This window comes from Massilia sp. LC238, from assembly GCF_000735635.1.
In the GTDB taxonomy this organism is placed as follows: domain Bacteria; phylum Pseudomonadota; class Gammaproteobacteria; order Burkholderiales; family Burkholderiaceae_D; genus Telluria; species Telluria varians.
The window spans coordinates 1-24712 of the sequence record NZ_JNNN01000038.1 but is presented as its reverse complement, the minus strand read 5'-3'; the positions used below and the strand labels follow the sequence as shown (position 1 = coordinate 24712).

Genomic DNA, 24712 nt, shown 5'->3' with positions numbered 1-24712 from the left:
GTTCAGCTCGATCCGACGCGGATGCGGTTATCCACCCGCACGGCGCCGTTCTGGGCGCCGGCCAGGGCCATTTCCACGACCACGTCGAGGGTGTCGCGGCGGTAGGTGATCGCACGCAGCAGCATCGGCAGGCTGATGCCGGCGATGACTTCCACGTGGCCGGCGTCGGCCAGCGAGTTGCAGCAGTTGGACGGGGTGCCGCCCTTGATATCGGTGATGACCAGCACGCCGTCGCCCTCGTCCAGGCGCGCGATCGCCTCCTTGGCCAGGGCATTCACCTGGGCCAGGTCCTGGTCGGCGGTCACGTCGATCGCCTCGAAGCGCTCGGTGGGGCCACGGAATACGTGGGCCACCGCGGAGATGAATGCCTGGCCCAGCGGAGCGTGGGTCATCAGCAGGATGCCTACCATGTCAGTGCTTCTCAGTTGCCTTCAGTTCGACCGCGTCGATGAACATCGCGGCCACGTCGAATCCGGTCTGGTCGGTGATCTCGTGGAAGCAGGTCGGGCTGGTGACGTTCACTTCGGTCAGGAAATCGCCGATCACGTCCAATCCTACCAGCAACAGGCCGCGCGCCGCCAGTTCCGGGCCGATGGCCTCGGCAATCTCGCGCTCGCGCGCGGTGATCGGCTGCGCCACGCCCAGGCCGCCGGCAGCCAGGTTGCCGCGCACTTCGTTCCCCTGCGGGATGCGCGCCAGCGTGAACGGCACCGGCTTGCCGTCAATCACGAGCACACGCTTGTCGCCCTGCTTGATGGCGGGGATGAATTTCTGCGCCATGATCGTATGCTTGCCGTTGCCGGTCAGAGACTCGATCACCGAACCCAGGTTCATGCCGTCGTCCTTGACGCGGAAGATGCCGGCCCCGCCCATGCCGTCGAGCGGCTTGAAGATCACGTCGCCGTGCTTCTCGTGGAAGGCGCGCAGCCGCGCCGCGCTCGAGCTGACCAGGGTCGGCGAGGTGTACTGGCTGAACTGGCCGATGGTCAGCTTCTCGTTGTGGTCGCGGATCGCGCCCGGGCGGTTGAACACGCGCGCGCCCTGGCGCTCGGCCAGCTCCAGCAGGTAGGTGCCGTACACGTATTCCATGTCGAAGGGCGGGTCCTTGCGCTCGATCACGGCGTCGAAGAACGAGAGCTCCACGCTTTCCGGCCGGTCGGCGCGGTACCATTCGTCGGCCTCGCCGGTAAGGTGGATGCGCGTGACGACCGCCGTCACCACGCCCTCTTCCAGCACCATGTCGCGCTGTTCGAAGGCGTAGACGGCGTGGCCGCGCCTGGCGGCTTCGCGCATCATCGCGAAAGTCGAATCCTTGTAGATCTTGAACGTGGAGAGCGGGTCGGCGAGGAAAGCGATTTTCATGGGGCATCCATGGCAGGAGATACCCCGATTTTAGCCGGAAACGCGAAAGCTCGCGGACGAGCCCGCCGGAATGCCGTCCAGCCGCCCCGAAGCTACCCATACTGCGAGGGTCAGGTCTGACATTCGGACACGAACTGAGCAATACAACTTTGTCCATGCTCGAGCTCGTGTCTAAATGTCAGACCTGACCCCGGTGTGTTTCGGATTAATAAACTTCCGGGTTCGGATCGGTGCGCTCGAGCTCGAGCGAGGCTGCCAGCAGGCCCAGGCGCGCCACCACGCCGTACACGTAGAAACGGTTCGGCGCCGCCGTGCCCGGCTTGGCTTTCAGGTCCGGCACCGCGTGCTGCTGGGCGAAGGCCAGCGGCACGTACTGCGAGCCCGGGGCGTTCAGGTTCTGGTCGATGCCGCGCTCGGCGTGCACGCGGTAGAAGCCGCCCACCACGTAGCGGTCGATCATGTACACCACCGGCTCGGCCACCGCGTCGTTGATGGATTCGAAGGTCGGCACGCCCTCCTGCACGATCATGTCGGTGACCGCCACGCCATCCTTGATGACGGTCATCTTGTTGCGCTGGGCGCGGCTCAGGTCGCGCACCTCGCTGGCATCCTTCACCGTCATGACGCCCATGCCGTAGGTGCCGGCATCGGGCTTGACGATCACGAAGGGCTTCTGCTCCTTCATGCCGTATTCCTTGTACTTCTTCTTGATTTTCGAGAGCAGGGCCGAGACGGCATCGGCCAGCTGCTCGGTGCCGACGTCCTGCTGCAGGTCGATTTCGCCGACCTTGCTGTGCAGCGGGTTGACCAGCCAGGGGTCGATCTCGATCAGCTTGCCGAACTTCTTGGCCACTTCGTCGAAGGCCTTGAAGTGGTTGCTCTTGCGGCGCAGCGCCCAGCCGGCGTGCAGCGGCGGCAGCAGCGACTGCTCGTGGATGTTTTCCAGGATCGAAGGGATGCCGCTCGAGAGGTCGTTGTTCAACAGGATGGTGCAGGGATCGAAATCGGCCAGGCCGACGCGGCGGCCGTTCGGCGAACGCACCAGCGGCTCCACCACCAGCATGTTGCCGTCAGGCAGCGCCAGCGGCGTCGGCTGGGTCACGTCCGGCGACAGCGAGCCGAGGCGCACGTGCAGGCCGGTCTGGCGGAAGATCTGCATCAGGCGCGCCACGTTCTGCAGGTACATCGGGTTGCGCGTGTGGACTTCCGGAATCATCAGCAGGTTGCGTGCGTCCGGGCAATATTTGTCGATCGCGGCCATCGCGGCCTGCACCGTCAGCGGCAGCATCTCGGTGGACAGATTGTTGAAGCCGCCCGGAAACAGGTTGGTGTCGACCGGTGCCAGCTTGTAGCCGGCATTGCGCAGGTCTACCGAGCAATAGAACGGCGGCGTATGCTCCTGCCACTCGAGGCGGAACCAGCGTTCGATGGCGGGCGTGGCTTCGAGAATCTTCTTTTCCAGGTCCAGGAGGGGACCGGTCAGGGCGGTGGCGAGGTGCGGAACCATGGTGTGGACGTCCTAGTAGTGGCTTATTCGAATTATATCGGTAGCCTTAGGTATGGACGAATATCCTTATTTAAAGTCCGCATACTTGTCGTAAACGTAAAAAGGCGCCCATGCGGGCGCCTCCCTTGGAACGTCGCGCGCTTACAGGTGGTAAGCCGACTCCCCATGGCTGGTGATGTCCAGCCCTTCGCGCTCGGCATCGGCCGGCACGCGCAGGCCCACCACCACGTCCACCAGCTTGAAGGCGATGAAGGCCACCAGCGCCGACCACACGATGGTCACGCCGACCGCCTCGGCCTGCACCAGCAGCTGCCCGGCGATCGAGTAATCCGGCGAGGCCTTGTTGGCGACGTAGTCCCAGACGCCCTGCCCGCCCAGCTGCGGCGCGGCGAACACGCCGGTCAGCAGCGCGCCCAGGATGCCGCCCACGCCGTGCACGCCGAACACGTCGAGCGAGTCGTCGGCGCCCAGCAGGCGTTTCAGGCCGGTCACGCCCCACAGGCAGACCACGCCGGCCAGCAGGCCCATCACCAGCGCACCCATCGGGCCGACGAAGCCGGCGCCCGGGGTGATCGCCACCAGGCCCGAGACCGCGCCCGACACCGCGCCCAGCAGCGAAGGCTTGCGCTTGAAGGCCCACTCGCCGAACATCCACGACACGGCCGCCGCGGCGGTCGCCAGCAGGGTGTTGATGAAGGCCAGCGCGGCCACGTCGCCCGCTTCCAGCGCCGAGCCGGCGTTGAAGCCGAACCAGCCCACCCACAGCAGCGAGGCGCCGATCATGGTCATGGTCAGCGAATGCGGAGCCATCGATTCGCGGCCCAGGCCGATGCGCTTGCCGATCACATATGCGCCGACCAGGCCGGCCACCGCCGCGTTGATGTGCACCACGGTGCCGCCGGCGAAGTCGAGCGCGCCGTGCTGCCACAGGAAGCCGGCATTCTCGGTGACGCTCGCTAGGCTGGCGGCATCGGAAATCGCATCCGGGCCGGCCCAGAACCAGACCATGTGGGCCACCGGCAGGTAGCCGAAGGTGAACCAGATCACCATGAACAGCAGCACCGCCGAGAAGCGCACGCGCTCGGCGAAGGCGCCGACGATCAGGCCGCAGGTGATGGCGGCGAAGGTGCCCTGGAAGGCCACGAAGATGAACTCGGGGATCATGGTCTCCTTGCTGAAGGTGGCGGCCTGGCTGAAGGTGCCGGCCGCGGCGTCATAGATGCCGTTCAGGAAGACGCGGTCGAAGCCGCCGATGAAGGCGTTGCCCTGGGTGAAGGCCAGCGAGTAGCCGTACAGGCACCACAGGACGATGATCAGCGAGAACACCATGAACACCTGCATCAGCACCGACAACATGTTCTTGGCGCGCACCAGGCCGCCGTAGAACAGGGCCAGGCCCGGGATCGACATCATGATGACCAGCAGCGTGGCGACGAACATCCACGCGGTGTCGCCCTTGTTGACGGTGGGCGCGGCGAGCGCCGGCAGCGCCAGGCCGGCGCTAGCTACGCCGGCGAGGACTTTGGTAACGGTATGCTTCATTCGGCTTCCCCTTAGAGTGCGTCGTTGCCGGTCTCGCCGGTACGGATACGGATGACCTGGTTGAGGTCGGCCACGAAAATCTTGCCGTCACCGATCTTGCCGGTGCGGGCAGCGCCCGAGATGGCGTCGATCACCTGCTCGACCACGGCGTCGTCGACGGCCGCTTCGATCTTGATCTTCGGGAGGAAGTCGACCACGTACTCCGCGCCGCGATACAGCTCGGTGTGGCCTTTCTGGCGGCCGAAGCCCTTCACTTCGGTCACGGTCATGCCCTGTACGTTGATCTCCGACAGCGCTTCGCGGACTTCGTCCAGCTTGAAGGGCTTGATGATGGCGGTAATCATTTTCATGGTGATACCTCTGTCTCGTTCAAAATGCGTTTCAGAAAGTTTTGGACACGGTCAGCACGGCCGAGGACTTGCCCAGGTTCTCGCCTTCCGGGCTGCGGTAGGCCTTGGTATTGCCCTTGACCCAGGCCAGCGAGACGGTGGCCAGGCCGAAGTCCTTGCTCAAGCCCACCTTGTAGTCGGTGTACGAGTACATGCTGTTGTTGTTCACTTCCTGGCGCCCGGCATGCAGGTTCAGGAACACGCCTTCGTAGACGTCGATGTCGGCGCCCAGGTCGAGGTAGCCGCTGCGCTTGCTGTTGGCGGTGCCGAACAGGTTGGTGGTCGAGTGCGAATACTTGACGTAGGCCGGACCGAATCCCAGGCGCGCATACAGTTCGAAGGTGTTGGCGCGCGGGCTCAGGTCGTTCGACGGATACCAGTAGTACAGGCCGCCGACGTCATAGGTGAGGTTCTCGCTGAGGTTGCCGCGCTTGCCGCCGTAGACGTCCCATTCGATGTCGCCGTCGCCGCCGAGGTCTTTCGTCCATTTGATGGTGGACAGCCAGGTGCCCACGTACAGGCCGGTCGGGCCGTGCACGTAGTCGACGCCGCCCTGCAGCGCCGGATCCAACCGGGTTTGCGACAGGCCGCGGTAACGGTAGTCGCTGGTGATGGCGGCGTTGTAGCTGATTTGATGCTCAGGAGCAGCTTCTTGCGCAAACGCAGGAACACTCGACAAGGCCAGCACGGCCAGGCTTGCTGCTGCAATGGTGTTGCACTTCATGACATTCCCCTTATTTTCAACAGCTGCGTTCGACGGCTGAACCGTGGCGCGCGCTGTTGCGGTTTACAATCTGGTTTGCTACACGCCTGCCCACTCTTTAGCAGGATGCGTGCCAGCTTGAAAAACCATCGAAACGGCGACGGAGTGCTGCTGGAATGCTTGTTTTCTCAGCCATCCGCCCCATTTGCGATTCGAATAACGGGGGAAACCCCAGCGCCAGGCATCCGCCGCGGCGCGGCGCACCAAAGCGGAGTGCAACGCACTGTCGTGGTGCAGTGCGATCCGACTGAAAGGAAATGGACATGAACAGCTTCTTCAATGACATCCAGGGCAAGATCAACCAGGCGCTGGAAAGCTCGCCGGCCAAGGACATCGAGAAAAACGTCAAGGCGATGATGACCCAGGGCTTCTCGAAGCTCGACCTGGTCACCCGCGAAGAGTTCGACATCCAGGCCCAGGTGCTGGCCAAGACCCGCGCCAAGCTCGAAGCGCTCGAGCTGCGCGTGGTGGAACTGGAAGCGCGCCTGGCCGCGCAGGGCGGCACCGTCAGCACGGCGGCCTCCTCCACGCCGGCCACGCCGGCTGCCGGCGATGCGCTCCCCGGCGCCACCGATCCGTCCGCGCCGCACGTGATCCTCGACAAGCCTTGACTCCCGTGCCATGAACGCGGTCGACCAGCCGGCAGGCGCTGCGATGGCGCCGCAGGAGGTCTCGCTCGACGTCCTGCGCGAGAAATACGCCAAGGGTGAGGAAAGCAGCATCCTCGACGTGCGCCGGCGCGTGGCGCGCGCCCTGGCGGCGCTCGAACCTGAGGAATGGCGCGCCGATTTCGAGGAGCGCTTCCTCTGGGCCCAGGAACAGGGTTTCGTTCCGGCCGGGCGCATCAACTCGGCCGCCGGCCTGGGACTGCAGGCCACCCTCATCAACTGCTTCGTCCAGCCGGTGGGCGACTCCATCTCTGGCAGCGAAGACGGTTTGCCGGGCATCTATACCGCCCTGTCCGAGGCTGCCGAGACCATGCGCCGCGGCGGCGGCGTCGGCTATGACTTCAGCGCGATCCGCCCGATGGGCAGCAAGGTCCACGGCACCCGCTCGCGCGCCTCGGGACCGGTCTCGTACATGGAAGTGTTCGACGCCTCCTGCCGCACGGTGGAATCGGCCTGCGCCCGGCGCGGCGCCCAGATGGGCGTGCTGCGCATCGACCATCCCGACATCGAACGCTTCATCGCCGCCAAGGACGAAGGCGGGCTCACCAACTTCAACATCTCGGTCGGCGTGACCGACGCCTTCATGCGCGCGGTGGAAAGCGACGAGCTGTTCGAGCTGGTGCACCGCGCCGAGCCGGGCGACGAGGATGCGGCCAATGCGTACCGCCGCGAGGACGGGCTCTGGGTCTATCGCCAGATCCGCGCGCGCGAACTGTGGGACCGGATCATCGCCTCGACCTACGACCACGCCGAGCCGGGCGTGCTGTTCGTCGACCGCATGAATCTTGAAAACAACCTCTGGTACGCAGAAGAGCTGCGCGCCACCAATCCCTGCGGCGAGCAGCCCCTGCCGAGCTACGGCTGCTGCGACCTCGGTTCGGTCAACCTCACGGCTTTCGTGCTGGACCCGTTCGGCGCCGATCCGCAATTCGATTTCGAGCGCATGTGCGAAGTGGCCTCGGTCGGCGTGCGCATGCTCGACCTGGTGCTGGACGCGACCGAATGGCCGCTGCCGCAGCAGGCCGCCGAGTCAAGGGACAAGCGCCGCATCGGCCTCGGCTTCCTGGGACTGGGCAGCGCCCTCGTCATGCTGGGGCTGCGCTACGACTCCGATGAAGGACGGGCCATGGCGGCGCGCATCGCCGAGACGCTGCGGGACGCCGCCTACGCGACCTCGGTCGCGCTGGCGCGCGAGAAAGGCGCTTTTCCCCTGTTCGACGCGGAGCAGTACCTGGACGGCCAGTTCGTCGAACGCTTGCCCGACTGGCTGCGCGAGGCGATCCGCAGCCACGGCATCCGCAACTCGCACCTGCTGTCGATCGCGCCGACCGGCACCATTTCGCTGGCCTTCGCCGACAATGCCTCGAACGGCATCGAACCGCCCTATTCCTGGACCTACCAGCGCAAGAAGCGCATGCCCGACGGCGCCATGCGCAGCTACGACGTCGAGGACCATGCCTGGCGCCTGTACCGCCAGATGGGGCATGACATGGCGTCGCTGCCGCCGCAATTCGTGACGGCGCTCGAGATGCGCGCGATCGACCACCTGCGCATGGTGCAGGCGGTCCAGCCTTTCGTCGACACCGCGATCTCGAAGACCGTCAACGTGCCGGAAGACTATCCCTTCGAGGATTTCCGCGACCTGTACAGCCAGGCCTGGCATGCGGGCCTGAAGGGACTGGCGACCTACCGTCCGAACACGGTGCTGGGCAGCGTGCTGTCGACGGCGCCGCAAGCGCCACAGGCCTCCCTGCCGGACGAGGACCCGCTGCAGATGCGCTTCGAGCGCCGCCCGCTGGGCGAGCTGGAATCGGTCACGTCCAAAATCGAATACTCGACCCAGGAAGGCCGCAAGACCGCCTACCTCACCGTCAGCTTCATCCGCGCCGACGGCATCTTTGAGGGCCGCAAGGTGACGGTGGAGCGGCCCTTCGAATTCTTCATGCCCTCGAACCAGCGCACCGGCGGCCAGCAGTGGATCACGGCCTCGATGCGCCTGCTGTCGATGGTGGCGCGCGCCGGCGGACCGATCGCGCGGGCGCTGGCCGACATGCGCGACGTGGTCTGGGAAAAAGGCCCGGTGCGCTGCGGCTACCTCACCCGCGAGGACGGCACCCAGGTGCCGGTCTACCACGATTCGGAAGTGGCGGCGATCGCCTTCATGCTGCAGCGCGTGCTGATCCGGCGCGGCTTCCTGGACGCCTGGGGCAACCAGGTGCCGGTGCCGGAGCTGGCGCGCCGCTTCGCCAGCCGCGGCGAGGGCGTGGCGCTCGAGGCCGAACCGCAGCCGCCGACCAGCTCGGGCGCCCTGCCCGCGGTCAGCGGCGCCAGGTGCCCGGAATGCGGCGCGCGGGCGCTGCGCAAGGTGGACGGCTGCACCCGCTGCGACGAGTGCCACTACGTCGGGGAATGCGGCTGACGCTTCCGACTTGGAACCTATCCTGGTAGGGAATGAGTCGTTGCTGGCGCGCCTGGCAAGCGGGTGCTGTGTAGCATGGCACCCCATGCCATGCCGAGATAGGTTCTTAGCGCGCCGGCAGCACCCGCAGGACCATGTTCTGCGAGGTCGTCGCCAGGCTGCCTTTTCCCAGCACCGTGATGCCGCGCGGCGTGTTCAGGCTGCCCGGCAGGGGGCCGAGCACGACGTTCTGGGTACCGGCCACTCCGGCGACGGTGTCGACCTGGCCTAAGGTGGCGATGCGGCGGATGTTGCCGTTGCCGGTATCGGCCACGAACAGGTTGCCCGCACCGTCGATCGTCAGCGCGGCCTGGCGGCAGAAGCGCGCGTTCGTTCCCTGGCCGTCTGCGCTGCCGCATTGTCCGGCGGCGCCGGCAATGGTGCGCACCTCGCCCGAGGGCGAGATCCGGCGGATGGTCGAGTTGGCGGTATCGGCCACGTACAGGTTGCCGTCGTAGTCGGCCCGGATGTCCTGCGGTTCGCAGAAGCGCGCCTGCGCGCCGCGTCCGTCCGCGCTGCCGCAGGCGCCAGCCACGCCGGCGACGGTGGTAACGTTGTTGGTGCGGTCGATGCGGCGGATCGTGTGGTTCATCGTGTCGGCGACGTAGAGGTTGCCGTTGCGGTCGAGCGTAATACCCTGCGGCTTGCAGAAGCGCGCGTTGCCGGCGTTGCCGTCCACGCTGCCGCATTCGCCGGCGCGGCCGGCAAGGGTGGAGACGGCGCCGCTGGCGCTGACTTCGCGGATCGTCGAGTTGCCGGTGTCGGTCACGTACAGGTTGTTGTCGATGTCGATCTCGAGCCGGGTCGGCTCGTTGAATCGGGCGGCGCCCCCGGCGCCGTCGGCGCTGCCGGGCGTCCCGGCGTTGCCGGCGAGGGTGACCGCAACGCCCTGCTGCGAGACCTTGCGGATGGTGGCACTTCCCCGTTCCGCAACGTACAGGTTGCCGTCGGAGCCGAGCACGATGCCTTCGGGCGCGTCGAAGCGCGCGGCGGAGCCGGAGCCGTCGAGCGAGCCGCCGCAGGTCGGACACAGGCCGCCGGCGACCAGGAAGATTCCCGGGTCGCCGCGCGGCGCGCCGTGGTCCGGGCCGTCCGGCTTGTCGGGATGGTCGTAATCGACGTAGCCGAATCCGAGCGCGACCCCGCCGCCGCAGCCGGCCAGCACAACCGACAGCAAGAGCGCGCCGAGACGCAACGCGGGTTGGTGCCGCATGCGGGAACTGATGGGGAAGGCCATGGCGTCTCCTGAGGGCTTCGTGACCGCATCGAGGTTAATTATTGGGATCACGGCAGACATGACGAAGATCAATCGTGTGCTGGTGCAGGTGAGCGCCGAGTGTGCCCCTATCCGCCCTGTGCAAGATGACCATCCCATCCGTAGGAACACCATGAGAATGCCCGGAATGCGGCGCGGGCCTGCGTAAGGTGGACGGCTGCATCCGCTGCGACGAGTGCCGCGCAGCCGCCGTGCCGTTCCGGCAATGCCGACGGTAAAGAAACGATTTCCCATCCAAAAGTTTGCGCTAACATTTCGCTGAAATAATGTGATATTGTTGGCAAACCAACATAATGGTTGCGCAAACATGTTCACTCGGAAGATCAAAGGACTGCGCTGGTGGATGATCGGCCTGGTCATGCTGGGGGCGGTCATCAACTACCTGACCCGCAGTTCGCTGGCCGTCGCCGCGCCTACCCTGCTGAAGGAACTGGACATCAGCACCGCCGAATATTCGTACATCACGGCGGCCTTCCAGGGCGCGATCATGCTGCAGCCGCTGTGCGGCTATGTGCTGGACGTGATCGGCCTGAAGTTCGGCTATGCGATGTTCGCGGTGGCCTGGTCGATCATCTGCATGCTGCACGGCTTCGCCACCAACTGGCAGACGCTGGCAGTGCTGCGAGGCTTGCTGGGCCTGGCGGAAGGCTCGGCCAACCCGGCCGGGATGAAGGCGGTGTCCGAATGGTTCCCGGCCAAGGAGCGCGGCATGGCGGGCGGCATCTACAACATCGGCGCCTCGTTCGGCTCGATGCTGGCGCCGCCGCTGGTGGTGTGGGCCATCCTGCATTACAACTGGCAGTCCGCCTTCGTCATCACCGGCGCGCTCGGCCTGGTGTGGGTGGCGATCTGGCTGCTGCTCTACGATGCGCCGGCGCGCCACCGGCGCTTATCGAAAAGCGAGGCGCAGCACATCGCCGCCGGCCAGGAGCAGCACCTGGAGGGCGACGGCAAGCGCCCTTCCGTGTCCAGCATCATCAAGCAGCGCAACTTCTGGGGCATCGCGCTGCCGCGCTTTCTCGCCGACCCGGCCTGGGGCACGCTGGCGTTCTGGGTTCCCCTGTACCTGACGACGGTGCGCGGCTTCGACCTGAAGCAGATCGCCATGTTCGCCTGGCTGCCCTTCCTCGCCGCGGACCTGGGCTGCCTGTTCGGCCCCACCGTGGTGCTGTGGCTGCAGAAGCGCGGGGTGCGCCTGATCAACGCGCGGCGCGGCGCCTTCACGCTGGGCGCGATCATGATGATGGGCGTGGCTTTCGTCGGTTTCGTGGACGACGCCTATGCGGCGATCGCCCTGCTCAGCCTTGCCGGCTTCGCGCACCAGACCCTGTCGGTCACCGTAATCACCATGTCTTCCGACCTGTTCCGCCGCAACGAAGTGGCCACCGTGGCCGGCATGTGCGGCACCTTCGGCAACCTGGGCCTCCTGATCTTCTCGCTCCTGATTGGCGGCTTGATGAGCAGCGTGGGCTACACGCCCTTCTTCGTCAGCCTGGCGGTGCTGGACCTGGTCGCTGCCGTGCTGCTCTGGACCCTGGTGCGCGAGCCACGCCACGTCGACCTTCCCGTCAAGGAAACAGCATGATCCAGAATCCGATTCTGCCCGGCTTCAACCCCGACCCGTCCATCGTGCGCGTGGGCGAGGATTACTACATCGCCACCTCCACCTTCGAGTGGTATCCGGGCGTGCAGATCCACCATTCGCGCGACCTGGCCAACTGGCGGCTGGCAAGCCGCCCATTGAACCGCGCCAGCCAGCTGAACATGCTCGGCGCGCCCGACTCCTGCGGCGTGTGGGCGCCCTGCCTCACCTATGCCGACGGCCTGTTCTGGCTGATCTACACCGACGTCAAGCGCTACGGCCGCACCTCCACCGGCGGCGCGACCGGCAGCGCGTCCTTGCGCGACTTCCACAACTACCTGGTCACCAGCCCCAGCATCGACGGTCCCTGGTCGGACCCGGTGTACCTGAACAGCAGCGGCTTCGATCCTTCCCTGTTCCATGACGACGACGGGCGCAAGTACCTGCTCAACCAGTTGTGGGACCACCGTCCCGGCGGCAAGCGCTTCGCCGGCATCGTGCTGCAGGAGTATTCAAGCGAGGAGCGCAAGCTGGTCGGACAGCGCGAGAACATCTTCAAGGGCACGGCGCACGGCCTGACCGAGGCGCCGCACCTGTACAAGCGCGCGGGCTACTACTACCTCTTGACCGCGGAAGGCGGCACCGGCTGGAACCATGGCGTGACGATGGCGCGCTCGCGCGCCTTGCGCGGACCCTACGAGCTGCATCCGGACGTGACCATCTTCACCTCGCGCAACCGGCCGGACGCGCCGCTGCAGCGCGCGGGCCATGCGGACCTGGTGGATACGCCGGACGGCGGCACCTGGATGGTCTACCTGTGCGGCCGTCCGCTGCGCAACCGCGGCACCTGTACGCTGGGACGCGAGACGGCGATCCAGCCGATGATCTGGGGCGAGGACGGCTGGCTGCGCACCCGCGACGGCCGCGGCATGCCCGAGTTGCAGCCGGAGGCGCCGCAACTGGCGCAGCATCGCTTCCCGCCCGAACCGGAGCGCGAAGACTTCGACGGCCCGCAGCTGCCGCTCGCCTTCCAGTGGCTGCGCACCCCGTGGCCAGACGAAATTTTCAGCCTGGACGCACGCCCGGGCCACCTGCGCCTGTTCGGCCGCGAATCCATCGGCAGCCAGTTCCGCCAGGCCCTGGTGGCGCGCAGGCAGACGGCGCACTGCTACAGCGCCGGCACGGTCGTCGAGTTCGAGCCGCAGCACTACCAGCAGGCGGCCGGCCTGGTGTGCTACTACGGCGCGGCCAAGTTCCATTACCTGTACCTGAGCCACGACGAGGACCTGGGCAAGCACCTGCGCGTGATGAGCAGCCTGCCGAACCACATGCAGTCCGATGCCTTCAGCGCGCCGATTCCCGTGCCGGCGGGCGTGCCTGTGGAGCTGCGCGTGGAGGTCGACGAGGAGCGGCTGCTGTTCGGCTATCGCCTGCCCGGAGGTGAATGGCAATGGCTGCCGCAGGGCTTCGATGCCAGCATCCTGTCGGACGAGGCATCGGCGCCCGGGCAGCCCAATTTCACCGGGGCCTTCGTGGGCATGGCCTGCCAGGACATGGCCGGAACCGGTCTGCATGCCGATTTCGACTGGTTCGATTATCGCGAACGTGCGCTCGTGGCCGACCCGCGCGCCTCGACCTGAGGCATACTGGGCAGCTCATCAATTCCTGAACCTGCCATGCCTTACATCGCACTCAAGCACCTGCACGTCACCTTCGTGGCCCTGAGCGGCCTGCTGTTCCTGGTCCGCGGCATCTGGATGCTGCGCGCCTCGCCGCGCCTGGAGCAGCGCTGGGCCAGGATCGTGCCGCACATCGTCGACACCCTGCTGCTCGCCAGCGCCATCGGCCTGGCGGTGGTGAGCCATCAGTATCCGGGCCAGATGCCGTGGCTGACGGCCAAGGTGGTGGGCCTGGTGGCCTACATCGTGCTCGGCACCATTGCGCTCAAGCGCGGCCGGACCCAGGGCCTGCGTACAGCGGCTTTTGTGGGCGCACTGGCCTGCTTCGCCTATATCGTGGCGGTGGCGGTGACGAAGAATCCGCTGCTCGTCATGTAAATGAAGCAGCCCTCGCTCGAGAGGGCTGCTCGGCCATCGCGCCTCAGCCCTGCCCTCAGTCGACGCTGACCGCCTTGCGGTTGTCGCGCGACACGCGGTCGATCATCTTGTTGTACGGGTCGACCCCGACCTCGAAAGGCTTTTCCTTGACCGTGACGGTCACGACCGGCTTGTCGCCCGTGAGCATGCGTTTTTCCAGCAGCAGCACCCGTTCGTCCTGCTCCTTGGCGCCGGGGGCTCGTGCGAACACGCCGATCTCCACCGGCTCGTCGTAGGCGCGCGGCGTTTCCTTGCCGCGGCCGTCGGCTTCCATCTTTGCCAGGTGGAGCTGCATGGTCACGTCCCACTGGCCGTCGGCGCGCTTGACGGCCTTCGCATCGAGGATGCGGTTATCGTAGAAGACGATCTTCTCGAACAGGTCGGCAATCAGGGCATGCTTGTCCGCCGGCGCTTCGGCGCGGATATACCCGAGCAGCTCGGCGGAGGTGGTGAACGGCGACTCCTGGTAGCCCTTGTCCTGCAAGAAGCGCTTCAGCGCGCGGTTCAGCGCCGCCTCGCCGATCTCGTCGCGCAGCCGGTAGAACACCAGGCTGCCCTTGCGGTAGTGGATGTAATCCTGGTTCTCCACCTTGTACAAGGGCAGCTCCTCGATCCGTTCGCTGCCGCGCGAGCTGAGGTAGCGGTCGAGCTCATAGCGCAGGAAGCGGCGCATCTGGTGGCGTCCGTATTCCTTTTCCATCACCATCAGCGCCGAGTACTGCGACAGCGACTCGATCAGCATGCTCGCGCCCTGCACGTTGGCGGCAGTGACCTGGTGACCCCACCACTGGTGCGCCATTTCATGCGCCGTCACGTAGAACACATAATCGATGGCCTCCTTGTCGCGCAGGTCGGCGATGAAGCCGATCGACTCCGAGAACGGGATGGTGTTGGCGAACGACTGCGCGAAGGTCTGGTAGTTGGGGAACTCCAGGATGCGCACCTGTTTGTGCTGGTAGGGCGTGAACTGGCTGGTGAAGTAATCCAGCGACTTCCGGGTGGCCATGATCATGCGGTCCACGTTGTACGCATGCTTGCGGTCGTGGTAGACCTCGATCGGGATGCCGCGCCAGTCGCCCTTTTTCACCTGCCAGTCGGCCGAGAGATAGGCGAAGAAGGGCATCATCTTCTGGTCCATCTTGTACTGGTAGTAGTTGCGGCCGTTTTCCTTCCACGACTTCTGCAGGTAGCCCGGCGCCAGCGCGATCTGGTCGCCGCTGGTCGAGACCGTGGTCTCGAAACTGATCCAGTCCGCTTCCGGTCCGAACATCGAGTGCTGGCGCGCCGCCGTGTTTTCCAGCTTGGCCATGCGCTCGGGTTCGCCGAGGCCGCGCTTGCGGCGTTCGTTGCGGTCCTGCAGTTCGACGCCCGGCTGGTAGCCCAGCTGCGGGAAGAAGGCGCGGTTGTTGAAGAAGGTCCCGTTCAGGTTGATCACATCGGCATCGCCACCGTTCGAGAAGCCGGGCCGGCGCACGTCGACGACGAATTCCAGCGGCAGGCGCGCGCCGGGCTGCATTGGCTGCGCCAGCTTCAGGATGCTGAAGCCGGACTCCTTGTCGTTCACCACTACCTGGTGGGCCGGCAACTTCCCCCAGGTGATCACGACGTCGGGGTTGACCTGCAGCGGCAGGGAGTCGACCGGCTTGCCGGTCTTGTTCTCCAACAGGTAGCTGCCCCGGATCATGACGCGGCGCTGTTCCGGGTAGATGTCCACCTCGGCGCGCACGTCGGTCACCTTGGCATGCGGCAGGTCCTTGTACTGGCGATAGGCCTTCTCGTAGCGGGCCTGCTTGTCCATGCGGACGTCGCCCGCTTCGTACCTGGCCAGGGTATTGGTGTTATGGAAGATCCATCCGCCCAGCGCGACGACCCCGACGGTGCAGATGGCCAGCGCCACGCCGGCGCTGCCCATCAAGCGTCGCCCCGCTTCGCGTACGCGATCGCGCCACGCAAAGGACAGGCCGCGTACCCAGAAGGCCTGGGCCACGATCAGCAGCGCGACGGTGAACAGGCTCCAGTACGCGGCGAACCAGGCCCACCCTTCGATGAAGTGGCCGAAGCCGTTCATGTCGGAGTACGGGGTGCGCGGCATGCCGGCGAAGTCGTACAGGTTGTGCTCGAAGTGCATCACGCTGGCCACGAGCTGGAACACGATCAGCAGGATCACCAGCAGGTAGCCGATGAACTTGTTGTTCGACACGACCTGCAGCACCACCGCGAACAGTCCCAGCAGGACGAAAGGAAGCCCGCCGATCAGCATGCCCTTCAGGTAAACCATCGGTTCGACCGGCGCCCCGCCCTTGACCAGCTGGATGACGATCGCCGCCAGCACACCGGTGAGCAGGAAGGCCAGCACCACGCCCGCCAGGGCCAGGCTCTTGGCCACCAGCGGCGCCCAGTTCGGCATCGGCATGGCGTCGCTCACGTCGGCGATCCTGGCCTGGCGCTCCTTGAAGATCAACTCGCCCGCGTAGAAGGTGACGATGATGAGTAGCATGAAGGTGAAGCTGCCGTTGAGCAGCTCGACCATCAGGTGGGTCATCGGATAGACGGTGGTGCCGAAGATCTCGCCCATCTGGCTCGCCGCGCCCACCAGGTTGAGCACGCTGAACAGCAGCATGACCAGGAAGGGCACGCTCTTGAACACGGCGGCCGCGTCAAAAGCGAGGATGTGCCAGCACTGGATCCAGCGCGTGGAGGCCTTGAAACGTGGCTCGATGCGCGGCAGCTTCATGTGTGCGGGCGCCTGCGCCGCCTGGGACAGCGCCTTGGCCTTGCCGAACAGGCGCTTGCCGGTGCCGGCGCGCTGCGGCTTGAACAGTGCCAGCGTCAGGCCGAACAGGACCAGCGCGACTGCGCTCCACAGTAGCCGGTTGGCCAGCACGTAACCGCCGATGTCCGGCAGGCCCGCGTTGCGCTCCGCGGCGGAGAAGTAGCGCGTGGCGCGCGACAGCGCCCTGCCGCCGAAAGGATCGGACAGGACGGCGACCCACTCGTTGTTGATATCCGAGGTGAAGTTGCCGGCCACGATATACAGGACGAGGAAGGCCAGCACGCCAACGTAGACCAGCATGATCGAACGCGTGGTCGCGGCCAGCAGCATCAAGAGGGCGCCGATCAGGAGCAGGTTCGGCAGCACCAGCACAGCCAGTCCCCACAGGTAGGCGTGGCCCGGGAAGGGGCCGACACGCTGCGCATCGACCCAGGGCATCAGGGGGCCGAGCATCATGCCCACGAGGATGCCGGCGAAGATGACCAGGCAGGCCAGCAGGCCGGCGGCGAAGCGGCCGACCAGGTAGTCGCGCTTTTTCATCGGCGTGGCGAACAGCATGTCGGAGATGCCGACCTCGCTGTCGCGCAGCACGGAGCCCGAGATGAAGATGGTGACGACGAACATCGACATCAGGCTGAAGACGCCGAGCATCTGGGCGACCACGACCGGTGCATTGCGGTTGACGTTGCCGATGGCGCCGCCGACCTGGATCGCGTCGGTGGTGGAAGCGCCGAAGGCCAGCGCGCCGAAGATCAGCGCGCAGACCCAGAGCAGCGGCTGGCGCAGCTGGGTCGCCAGTTCGAACTTGAAGAATTCCCTCAACATGATGTCCCCTCAGGCCGCGACGGTGGGTGCGTCCACGGCTGCCGGCGATGCCGCGCCAGCAGCCGGCGCCGTGCGGCTGGCATTGCGGATCTGCAGGAAGTACACGTCTTCGAGGTCCGGCTCGACGCTGACGAAGCCATCGTCCGGCTGGGATTCGGCGAACACGTTGATTTGCGGGCGGCCGCCCACCAGGCGGGTGGAGAGGACGTTGAAACGCTCCTGATACAGCGCCAGCTCGTCCTGGCTGACGGTGCGGCGCCAGACGTGGTTCTTGAGCGTATCGATGGCCGCCTGCGGTTCGCCCTGCAGCAGCACGGTTCCCTTGGCGATCATGGCCATGCGCGGGCACAGGTCGGTGACGTCCTCCACGATGTGGGTGGACAGGATGACGACCACCTGCTCGCCGATCTTGGCCAGCAGGTTCAGGAAGCGGTTGCGTTCGTCCGGATCGAGGCCGGCCGTGGGCTCGTCGACGATCACCAGGCGCGGCGCGCCGAGCAGCGCCTGGGCGATGCCGAAGCGCTGGCGCATGCCGCCCGAATAGGTGCCGAGTGCGCGCTTGCGCGCATCCCAGAGATTGGTCTGCTGCAGCAGCGCTTCGACGGCTTCCTTGCGCTCGCCCTTGCCGGTCAGCCCCTTGAGGACGGCGAAGTGGTTCAGCAGCCGTTCCGCACTCACCTTCTGGTAGACGCCGAAATCCTGGGGCAGGTAGCCGAGCTGGCGGCGCAAGCCTTCCTTGTCCTTCAGGACGTCGAGGCCGTGGAAATGGATGCTTCCGCTATCGGGATCCTGCAGCGTGGCGATGGTGCGCATCAGCGAGGACTTGCCGGCGCCGTTCGGCCCCAACAGCCCGAACATGCCGTTGGGGATGTCGAGGCTGACATCGTTGATGGCCCTGACGCCATTGGCATAGGTCTTGTTGAGCTGCTTGATCGATAGCATCTGCTGGTCTCCAGGTTCCGTTGATGAGTTCGCTGCCTTGCCGCCGGCGGGACGAAGCAAGGGAAGTATTGCCGTGCAGATAATGTACAGATACTAGAATGCAATGACAGATTTTTTGCGACCAGCGACGGGAAACCGGGGACGAATGACGTTTTTTTGTCGTAGGCGAACATCGAAAAGGCGGCCTTGATCCAGGCTGCATAGGCATACGCGCCACGCTCCTGCCAGGCAATGCGAACGAGGACGGCGCTGCCTTGGCCCAGACCGGCGATAATCCTGGCATGCGATCCCATTCGCCTCAACCACACAATCACTTCACATGAACAATTTCAACGATGTTCCACTGGAATTCTTCCAGGACTATCCAGAACCGGGCGTCAATTTCATCGACGTCGGCTGCATTTTCGATAACCCGGAACATTGGCGCATCGCGATCGACACCCTGCACGCGCAGACCGATGACTTGCACTTCGATTTCATCCTGGCCATGGACGCGCGCGGATTCATGATCGCCGGCGCGCTCGCGCTGGAGCACAAGGTCGGCTTCGCCATGGCGCGCAAGGCAGGTAAATTGCCCGGCAAGTCGATCAGCATCGATTACAAGCGCGAATACGGCAGCGCGACCATCGAGATCCAGCCGGAGCGGATCAAGGGCCAGCGCGTGCTGATCGTCGACGACGTGCTGGCCACCGGCGGCACCATCGAAGCGGCAGCCTCCCTGCTGCGCCAGATCGGCAAAGAGGTGGTCGGCGCGGCCGCCCTGTTCGACATCGCATTCTTCAAGGACAAGCGCGCGCTGACCATGCCGGTCGTGACCCTGCGCGACGTCTGAGGCCTGCGCGGTGAAATGAGCGCACGCTTGGGTGCGCTCAACGAAGTTTGTTCGAAGCGGTGACACCATCCTGCGAGTCCCCACTTATCAGGAAACCCATGAGCCTCGCCGTGTTACGAAGCCGTGCCCTCGCCGGCATGGACGCGCCCGCGGTCAACGTCGAAGTCCACCTGGCCAACGGCCTCCCCGCCTTTACCATCGTCGGCCTGCCCGATGCCGAGGTACGCGAAGCCAAGGACCGCGTGCGCGCGGCGCTGCAGAACTCCGGCTTCACGATTCCCCCGCGCCGCATCACCGTCAACCTGGCGCCGGCCGACCTGCCGAAGGAATCCGGCCGCTTCGACCTGGCGATCGCGCTCGGCATCCTGGCGGCATCGCAACAGCTCCCGGGCGAGGCGCTGGCGCGCTACGAGTTTGCCGGCGAGCTGTCGCTGTCCGGCGAACTGCGGCCCATCCGCGGCGCGCTGGCGATGAGCTTCGCCATGCGGCGCGAGAGCGAAGACCGAGCGCGCGCCTTCGTACTGCCGCTGGCCAATGCCGACGAGGCCGCACTGGTGAGCGACGCCGCGATCTACCCGGCGCGCACCCTGCTCGAGGTGTGCGCCCACTTCGTGCGCGGTGCGGGCGCTGCCCCGCTGGCGCGCCACCGCGGCCAGGCGCCCGCAAGCGCCATCGACTATCCCGATTTCGCGGAAGTGAAGGGCCAGCAGACCGCCAAGCGCGCGCTGGAGGTGGCGGCCGCGGGTACGCATTCGGTGCTGCTGATCGGGCCGCCGGGCGCGGGGAAAAGCATGCTGGCCTCGCGCTTCGCCGGCCTGCTGCCGCCGATGAGCGAGGAACAGGCGCTGGAGTCGGCCGCGGTACAGTCGATCGCCGGCAGCTTCTCGCCGCAGCGCTGGGGCCGGCGGCCGTTTCGCAGTCCGCATCACAGCGCCTCGAGCGTCGCACTGGTGGGCGGCGGCAGCCCGCCGCGTCCGGGCGAGGTCTCGCTGGCCCACCACGGCGTGCTCTTCCTCGACGAATTGCCGGAGTTCGACCGGCGCGTGCTGGAAGTGCTGCGCGAGCCGCTCGAATCGGGCCAGATCACGATCTCGCGCGCGGCGCACCAGGCCGACTTCCCGGCGCGCTTCCAGCTGGTGGCGGCGATGAACCCCTGCCCCTGCGGCTGGCTCGGACACGTGTCCGGCAAATGCCGCTGCACGTCAGAAAGCGCGCAGCGCTACCAGGACCGCGTCTCCGGCCCCCTGCTCGACCGCATCGACATCCAGCTGGCGGTGGCGGCCATGCCGGCGGAGAGCATCGGCGCCCAGGCCGACGGAGAGAGCAGCGCCGCGATCGCCGCACGCGTGGAGCAGGCGCATGCGCTGCAGCTGACGCGCCAGGGCAAGCCGAACCAGGGCCTGGCGCCGCGCGAGATCGACCGCTACTGCCGCCCGGACGCGGCCGGCGAACGCCTGCTGCGCGCCGCGATGCAGCAGCTGCACTGGTCGGCGCGCGCCTACCACCGCGTGCTCAAGGTGGCGCGCACGGTGGCCGACCTGGGCGGCGCGCAGCACGTCGCGGCCGAGCATATCGCGGAAGCGATCCAGTACCGGCGCGCCTTCAAGGCGTGACGGCAGGGAGTATCCGCGGGGCGCGCCTCCTGTTACCATCGTGGCATGCACATCAAACAACTTGTCCTCGCTTCGCTGTCCGCGGTCCTGCTGGCGGGCTGCTCGCCCACCTATAACTGGCGCGACTACACCAGCGCCGAAGGCGCCTTCAAGGTGCTGTTCCCGGCCAAGCCGGCGACGCACACGCGCGGCATCGACCTGGGCGGCATCAAGGTCGACATGACGATGACGGCCGCCGAGGTGGAAGGCACGACCTTCGCCGTCGGCACCGCGGTCGCGCCGGATGCGGCCCTGGCCCAGGCCACCCTGCCCGCGATGCGCCAGGCCCTGCTGCGCAATATCGGGGCCAGCGATGCCGCGGAAACGAACGGCGCGGCGCCCGCCGGCGCGACGCTGGACGTCGACGCGGTCGGCAAGGGCAACAGCGGCCCGGTGCGCCTGGTCGGGCGCTTCGTCGCGAAAGGCACGCGCGTGTACCAGGTGATCGTGGTGGGCACGCCGGGCGCGATGCCGCCCGAGCACACCGAGCAGTTCCTGTCCTCGTTCAAGCCGCAATGATGGTGGACACTGCCCCGGCATTGCGGACCAGCAGCCTGTCCAAGTCCTTCGGCCGTCCGGCGGTTGATGGCCTCGACCTGGAGGTGCGCCGCGGCGAGCTGTACGCCCTGCTCGGCCCGAACGGCGCCGGCAAGACCACGACGCTGCGCATGGTGACCGGACTGGTGGCGCCGGATGCCGGCCGCATCGAGGTGCTCGGCATCGACCTGGCGCAGGCGCCACTGGATGCCAAGCGCCGGATGGCCTACCTGCCGGACGATCCCATGTTGTACGGGAAGCTCAAGCCCACCGAATACCTCGAGTTCGTGGCCGGCCTGTGGGGCGTGGAGGCGCGCGCCGCCGAGCCGCGCGCACGCGAGCTGCTCGACTGGCTCGACCTGAGCCCGCACGCGCACGAACTGACCGAAGGGTTTTCGCGCGGAATGAAGCAGAAGCTGGCGCTGGCCGGCGCGCTGATCCACGAACCGGAACTGCTGATCCTCGACGAGCCGCTGACGGGGCTCGACGCGGCCGCCGCGCGCCAGGTCAAGGACCTGCTGCTGTCCCATGTGGCCAAGGGCGGCACCGTCATCCTCACCACCCACATCCTCGAGGTAGCGGAACGACTGGCACAACGCATCGGGATCATCCGCGAGGGGCGCCTGATCGCCGAGGGCACGCTGGCCGAGCTGCGCGAGCGCACCAGCGGCGGCAGCCTCGAGGACGTGTTCCTGCAGCTCACCGCGCAGCCATGAGCGCATGCTTATGAGTGCACAAGCGGGCAGCATCCCCTGGCTGTTCCGGCACGAGCTGCGGCTCATGTGGTTCAGCGCGGGCTCGAGCAAATCGGAGAAGTCGCAACGGCGTCCCGGGCTGGCCGGACTCGCCGTCGTCGGGCTGGCCTGGCTGGCCCTGCACGCGATTGCCTTCTTTGTCGTGTGGCGCACCGCCGGCATCGATCTGCGCGATCCGCGGGTGCTGGTCGCGGTGAGCGCCCTGCTGTACGGCAGCATGACCTTCATGCTCTCCAGCGCCCTGAAGTCGAGCGTGCTGGTGCTGTTCGAGCGGGGCGACCTCGACCTGCTGCTGTCCTCGCCCCTGCCCTCGCGCAGCATCTTCACCGTCCGCCTCGGCACGGTGGCTGCAGGTACTGCCGCCCTCTACCTGTTCTTCCTGGCGCCCTTCGCCCATGCGGGCGCACTGCTCGGTCACGTGGGCTGGCTCGCCGTCTATCCGGTCCTGCTGGGAACTGCGACGATCATCGCCTGCGCCGCCATGCTGATGACGCTCGGGCTGGTGCGGCTCATCGGCGCGCGGCGCACGCGCATCGTCGCGCAGGTGATCGGCGCCCTGGCCGGCGCGCTGATCTTCATCCTGTCCCAGCTGTTCGCGCAGTTTTCGCGCTCGATGGAGACGCGCGCCGCGGCCGCGTTCGCGCGTGCCTTCGCCGAGGACGGCGCACTGGGGGCCGGAAGTCCGGTCTGGCTGCCGGGCCGTGCGCTGCTGGGCGAGCCACTGCCCCTGCTGGGCCTCGTGGCCCTGGCGGCGGCAGTCTTCGTGTTCACCGCGGCGCGCACCCACGGGTTCTTCGTCCACGGCCTGCAGCAGGCCGCGTCGTCCAGCCGCGCGGCGCGCCGGCCTGCGGGCGGACCGCGATTTCGCTTCGGCCGCAGCCTGTTCACGACGATGCTGCTCAAGGAATGGCGCCTGATCCTGCGCGACCCGCAGCTCATCTCGCATGTCGCGCTGCAGCTGATCTATCTGCTGCCGCTGTTCTTCATCATCTTCAAACGCAGCGAGGTGCAGCTGCCTGCCATGGCGGCCGGGCTGACGCTGCTGTGCAGTTCACTGACGGCGTCCCTGGCCTGGATTATCTTGTCGGCGGAAGACGCGCCCGACCTGTTGCGCCTCTCTCCCGCGCCGCCAGGGACGGTACGCAATGCCAAGCTGGCGGCGGCGGTGCTGCCCTGCCTGGTCCTGGTGCTGGCGCCACTGGCCTGGCTGATCGTGCGTGCGCCGCTTGCCGGACTGGGCGCGGCCGGGGCCGTCATCGGCGCCGTGTGCGCAGCGGCGGTGATCGTTCACTGGTGCGGCCGCCCGGGTTTGCGCAGCGATTACGTGGCGCGTGGGAAGGGCGATCTCCTGAGCTCGATCCTCGGGATGTTCAACAGCCTGTCCTGGGGCGCGCTGGCCTGGTGCCTGGCTTCGATCGCAGCCGGTCCGACCGATCGCACCGTGGTCGGCGCAGCCTTCGCTGCCATGGGCACACTGGCGACGCTGGGCATGTCCCGGCTCTTTCGCCGGCCACGCCCCTGAGTGCGTGCGCGGGATGAAAGCATTTCCAAGACGTGTTATCGTTTAGTCACTAACAAATCAATGGGCACAGCTATGTTGATTACATTCAAATGTAAATCCTATCCTGAGGTTCTGATGTACCAGGAACACGCCAAACGTATCCTGGACCTGCTGCACAAGGATACGGAACGCGGGGTCATCACCGCGGAAGAAGCGCCTCGCGCGGTCGCGCTGCTCGAGGGCGAAATCGAGGAAAGCCGCAAACACCAGATTTCCGAACAAGTCGAGCGCGACGTGCAGGCCCACCATGGCGAAAACGAAGATAACGAGCACGAACCGATCGAAATCGTGACCTTCTCGACGCGCGCATTCCCGCTGCTGGAAATGCTGCGCTCCGCCCGCGACCAGCATACCGATGTCCTCTGGGGCGTCTAGACGCGCTGCCGGCAGGCCGATGAGCGGGGCGCAGCCCCGCTTTTTTTATGTCTGCCCGCCATGCGTGCAATGGCGTGTAACGCGCAGGGTCCGGGGCTGTCAAACGACATGGGGAGAACGTCACCGCGATCAATGACACCTTCCCCTTGGCGAAGCGGCGCCGCACAGTGCGCCGTCATCGAAGACGGAGACGACCATGAGCCTGGTCCTTGCCTCGTCCGATTTCAGCGCGGGAAGCAGCATTCCTGTGGAGCATACCTGTGACGGCGCCGACCGTTCGCCCTCACTGTCCTGGTCGGGCGCACCGGCTGCTGCCAAAAGCTTTGCGCTGGTGATCGACGATCCGGATGCGCCCGACCCGGCGGCACCCAAGATGACATGGGTACACTGGGTTCTCTATAACATTCCGCCCGAAGCGAACGGGCTGAGCGGCGGCGTTTCCGAAGCCGAACTGCCGAGGGGGACACGGAGCGGCCTGAACGATTGGAAAAGAACGGCTTACGGGGGCCCCTGTCCGCCGGTGGGCAGGCACCGCTACTTCCACAAGCTGTATGCATTGGATGTAGTGCTGCCGGATCTCGGACACCCGACGAAGAAGCAACTCGAGCAGGCCATGCTGGGCCACATCCTGGAGCAATGTGAGCTGGTGGGAACGTATGAGCGCGCGCTGCCTCCCGTTAGGCAGCGCAGAAAAGCAAAAAGCCCGCTCAGACTTAACTGAGCGGGCTTTGCATATAACTAGCCTGACGATAACCTACTTTCACACTGGTTGCAGCACTATCATCGGCGCAAAGTCGTTTCACGGTCCTGTTCGGGA

20 protein-coding genes and 1 pseudogene are annotated in these 24712 nt (G+C 66.3%); 12 read left to right on the top strand and 9 right to left on the bottom strand.

The features are described 5' to 3' along the window. Nucleotides 1-2: 2 nt before the first annotated feature. The 6 genes from FG94_RS09490 to FG94_RS09465 form a co-directional block, all read right to left on the bottom strand. Nucleotides 3-410, bottom strand: a complete 408-nt coding sequence (locus tag FG94_RS09490; protein WP_036210366.1) for a PTS sugar transporter subunit IIA — start codon at nt 408-410, stop codon at nt 3-5. 1 nt (nt 411) lies between these two features. After that, nucleotides 412-1362, bottom strand: a complete 951-nt coding sequence (gene gshB, locus FG94_RS09485; protein WP_036210363.1) for a glutathione synthase — start codon at nt 1360-1362, stop codon at nt 412-414. 205 nt (nt 1363-1567) lie between these two features. Next, nucleotides 1568-2869 (bottom strand): glutamate--cysteine ligase, encoded by a 1302-nt coding sequence (gshA, locus tag FG94_RS09480; protein WP_036210361.1) that lies wholly within the window; start codon nt 2867-2869, stop codon nt 1568-1570. A 141-nt stretch (nt 2870-3010) separates the two neighbouring features. Next, nucleotides 3011-4411 (bottom strand): ammonium transporter, encoded by a 1401-nt coding sequence (gene amt / locus FG94_RS09475; RefSeq protein WP_036210358.1) that lies wholly within the window; start codon nt 4409-4411, stop codon nt 3011-3013. Between the two features lie 11 nt (nt 4412-4422). Continuing rightward, nucleotides 4423-4761, bottom strand: coding sequence for a P-II family nitrogen regulator (glnK, locus tag FG94_RS09470; RefSeq protein WP_027865875.1), 339 nt, complete (start codon nt 4759-4761; stop codon nt 4423-4425). Between the two features lie 31 nt (nt 4762-4792). Beyond that, nucleotides 4793-5524 carry a TorF family putative porin gene (locus FG94_RS09465; RefSeq protein WP_036210353.1) on the bottom strand — a complete coding sequence of 244 codons (732 nt, stop codon included), beginning with the start codon at nt 5522-5524 and terminating at the stop codon, nt 4793-4795. A gap of 296 nt (nt 5525-5820) precedes the next feature. Here FG94_RS09465 and FG94_RS09460 point away from each other — a divergent pair. Together FG94_RS09460 and FG94_RS09455 are read left to right on the top strand one after the other, a co-directional pair. Beyond that, nucleotides 5821-6048, top strand: a pseudogene (locus FG94_RS09460) (accessory factor UbiK family protein); the annotation flags it as partial. 136 nt (nt 6049-6184) lie between these two features. Continuing rightward, nucleotides 6185-8650: an adenosylcobalamin-dependent ribonucleoside-diphosphate reductase gene (locus tag FG94_RS09455; protein WP_036210349.1), complete on the top strand. Its 2466-nt coding sequence runs from the start codon at nt 6185-6187 to the stop codon at nt 8648-8650. A gap of 106 nt (nt 8651-8756) precedes the next feature. On the opposite strand, the gene FG94_RS09450 is transcribed toward FG94_RS09455, so the two are convergent. Beyond that, nucleotides 8757-9926 carry a hypothetical protein gene (locus FG94_RS09450; RefSeq protein WP_051996390.1) on the bottom strand — a complete coding sequence of 390 codons (1170 nt, stop codon included), beginning with the start codon at nt 9924-9926 and terminating at the stop codon, nt 8757-8759. A 346-nt stretch (nt 9927-10272) separates the two neighbouring features. On the opposite strand from FG94_RS09450, the gene FG94_RS09440 reads away from it, so the two are divergent. From FG94_RS09440 to FG94_RS09430, 3 genes are read left to right on the top strand one after another with little or no spacing between them, the layout of a single operon-like run. After that, on the top strand, nt 10273-11550 hold the full coding sequence (locus FG94_RS09440) for an MFS transporter (protein ID WP_036210343.1): 1278 nt from the start codon (nt 10273-10275) through the stop codon (nt 11548-11550). Further along, complete coding sequence (locus FG94_RS09435; RefSeq protein ID WP_036210340.1) at nt 11547-13187, top strand: glycoside hydrolase family 43 protein; 1641 nt, start codon at nt 11547-11549, stop codon at nt 13185-13187. The genes FG94_RS09440 and FG94_RS09435 overlap by 4 nt, the downstream gene beginning before the upstream one ends. Before the next feature lie 36 nt (nt 13188-13223). Next, on the top strand, nt 13224-13604 hold the full coding sequence (locus FG94_RS09430; protein WP_036210337.1) for a SirB2 family protein: 381 nt from the start codon (nt 13224-13226) through the stop codon (nt 13602-13604). A gap of 55 nt (nt 13605-13659) precedes the next feature. Here FG94_RS09430 and FG94_RS09425 read toward each other — a convergent pair whose 3' ends face one another. Beyond that, nucleotides 13660-17241 (bottom strand): M1 family aminopeptidase, encoded by a 3582-nt coding sequence (locus tag FG94_RS09425; RefSeq protein ID WP_036210334.1) that lies wholly within the window; start codon nt 17239-17241, stop codon nt 13660-13662. 9 nt (nt 17242-17250) lie between these two features. Continuing rightward, nucleotides 17251-18183 carry an ABC transporter ATP-binding protein gene (locus tag FG94_RS09420; protein ID WP_036210331.1) on the bottom strand — a complete coding sequence of 311 codons (933 nt, stop codon included), beginning with the start codon at nt 18181-18183 and terminating at the stop codon, nt 17251-17253. Nucleotides 18184-18502: 319 nt separating this feature from the next. Between FG94_RS09420 and FG94_RS09415 the strand changes: the two genes are divergently transcribed. The 7 genes from FG94_RS09415 to FG94_RS09385 all read left to right on the top strand — a co-directional run bounded on the left by FG94_RS09415 (nt 18503) and on the right by FG94_RS09385 (nt 24616). Next, nucleotides 18503-19015, top strand: a complete 513-nt coding sequence (locus FG94_RS09415; RefSeq protein ID WP_051996388.1) for an adenine phosphoribosyltransferase — start codon at nt 18503-18505, stop codon at nt 19013-19015. Between the two features lie 98 nt (nt 19016-19113). Next, nucleotides 19114-20628, top strand: a complete 1515-nt coding sequence (locus tag FG94_RS09410) for a YifB family Mg chelatase-like AAA ATPase (RefSeq protein ID WP_036210328.1) — start codon at nt 19114-19116, stop codon at nt 20626-20628. A gap of 45 nt (nt 20629-20673) precedes the next feature. Further along, on the top strand, nt 20674-21186 hold the full coding sequence (locus FG94_RS09405) for a hypothetical protein (protein ID WP_051996386.1): 513 nt from the start codon (nt 20674-20676) through the stop codon (nt 21184-21186). Beyond that, entirely contained in the window at nt 21183-21920 is a 738-nt protein-coding gene (locus FG94_RS09400; RefSeq protein WP_229445899.1) for an ABC transporter ATP-binding protein, read from the top strand. The genes FG94_RS09405 and FG94_RS09400 overlap by 4 nt, the downstream gene beginning before the upstream one ends. Nucleotides 21921-21930: 10 nt before the next feature. Then, on the top strand, nt 21931-23481 hold the full coding sequence (locus FG94_RS09395) for a hypothetical protein (protein ID WP_036210325.1): 1551 nt from the start codon (nt 21931-21933) through the stop codon (nt 23479-23481). Between the two features lie 72 nt (nt 23482-23553). Beyond that, on the top strand, nt 23554-23895 hold the full coding sequence (locus FG94_RS09390; RefSeq protein ID WP_036210321.1) for a DUF1840 domain-containing protein: 342 nt from the start codon (nt 23554-23556) through the stop codon (nt 23893-23895). A gap of 196 nt (nt 23896-24091) precedes the next feature. Continuing rightward, complete coding sequence (locus tag FG94_RS09385; RefSeq protein ID WP_051996384.1) at nt 24092-24616, top strand: YbhB/YbcL family Raf kinase inhibitor-like protein; 525 nt, start codon at nt 24092-24094, stop codon at nt 24614-24616. Nucleotides 24617-24712: the final 96 nt, after the last annotated feature.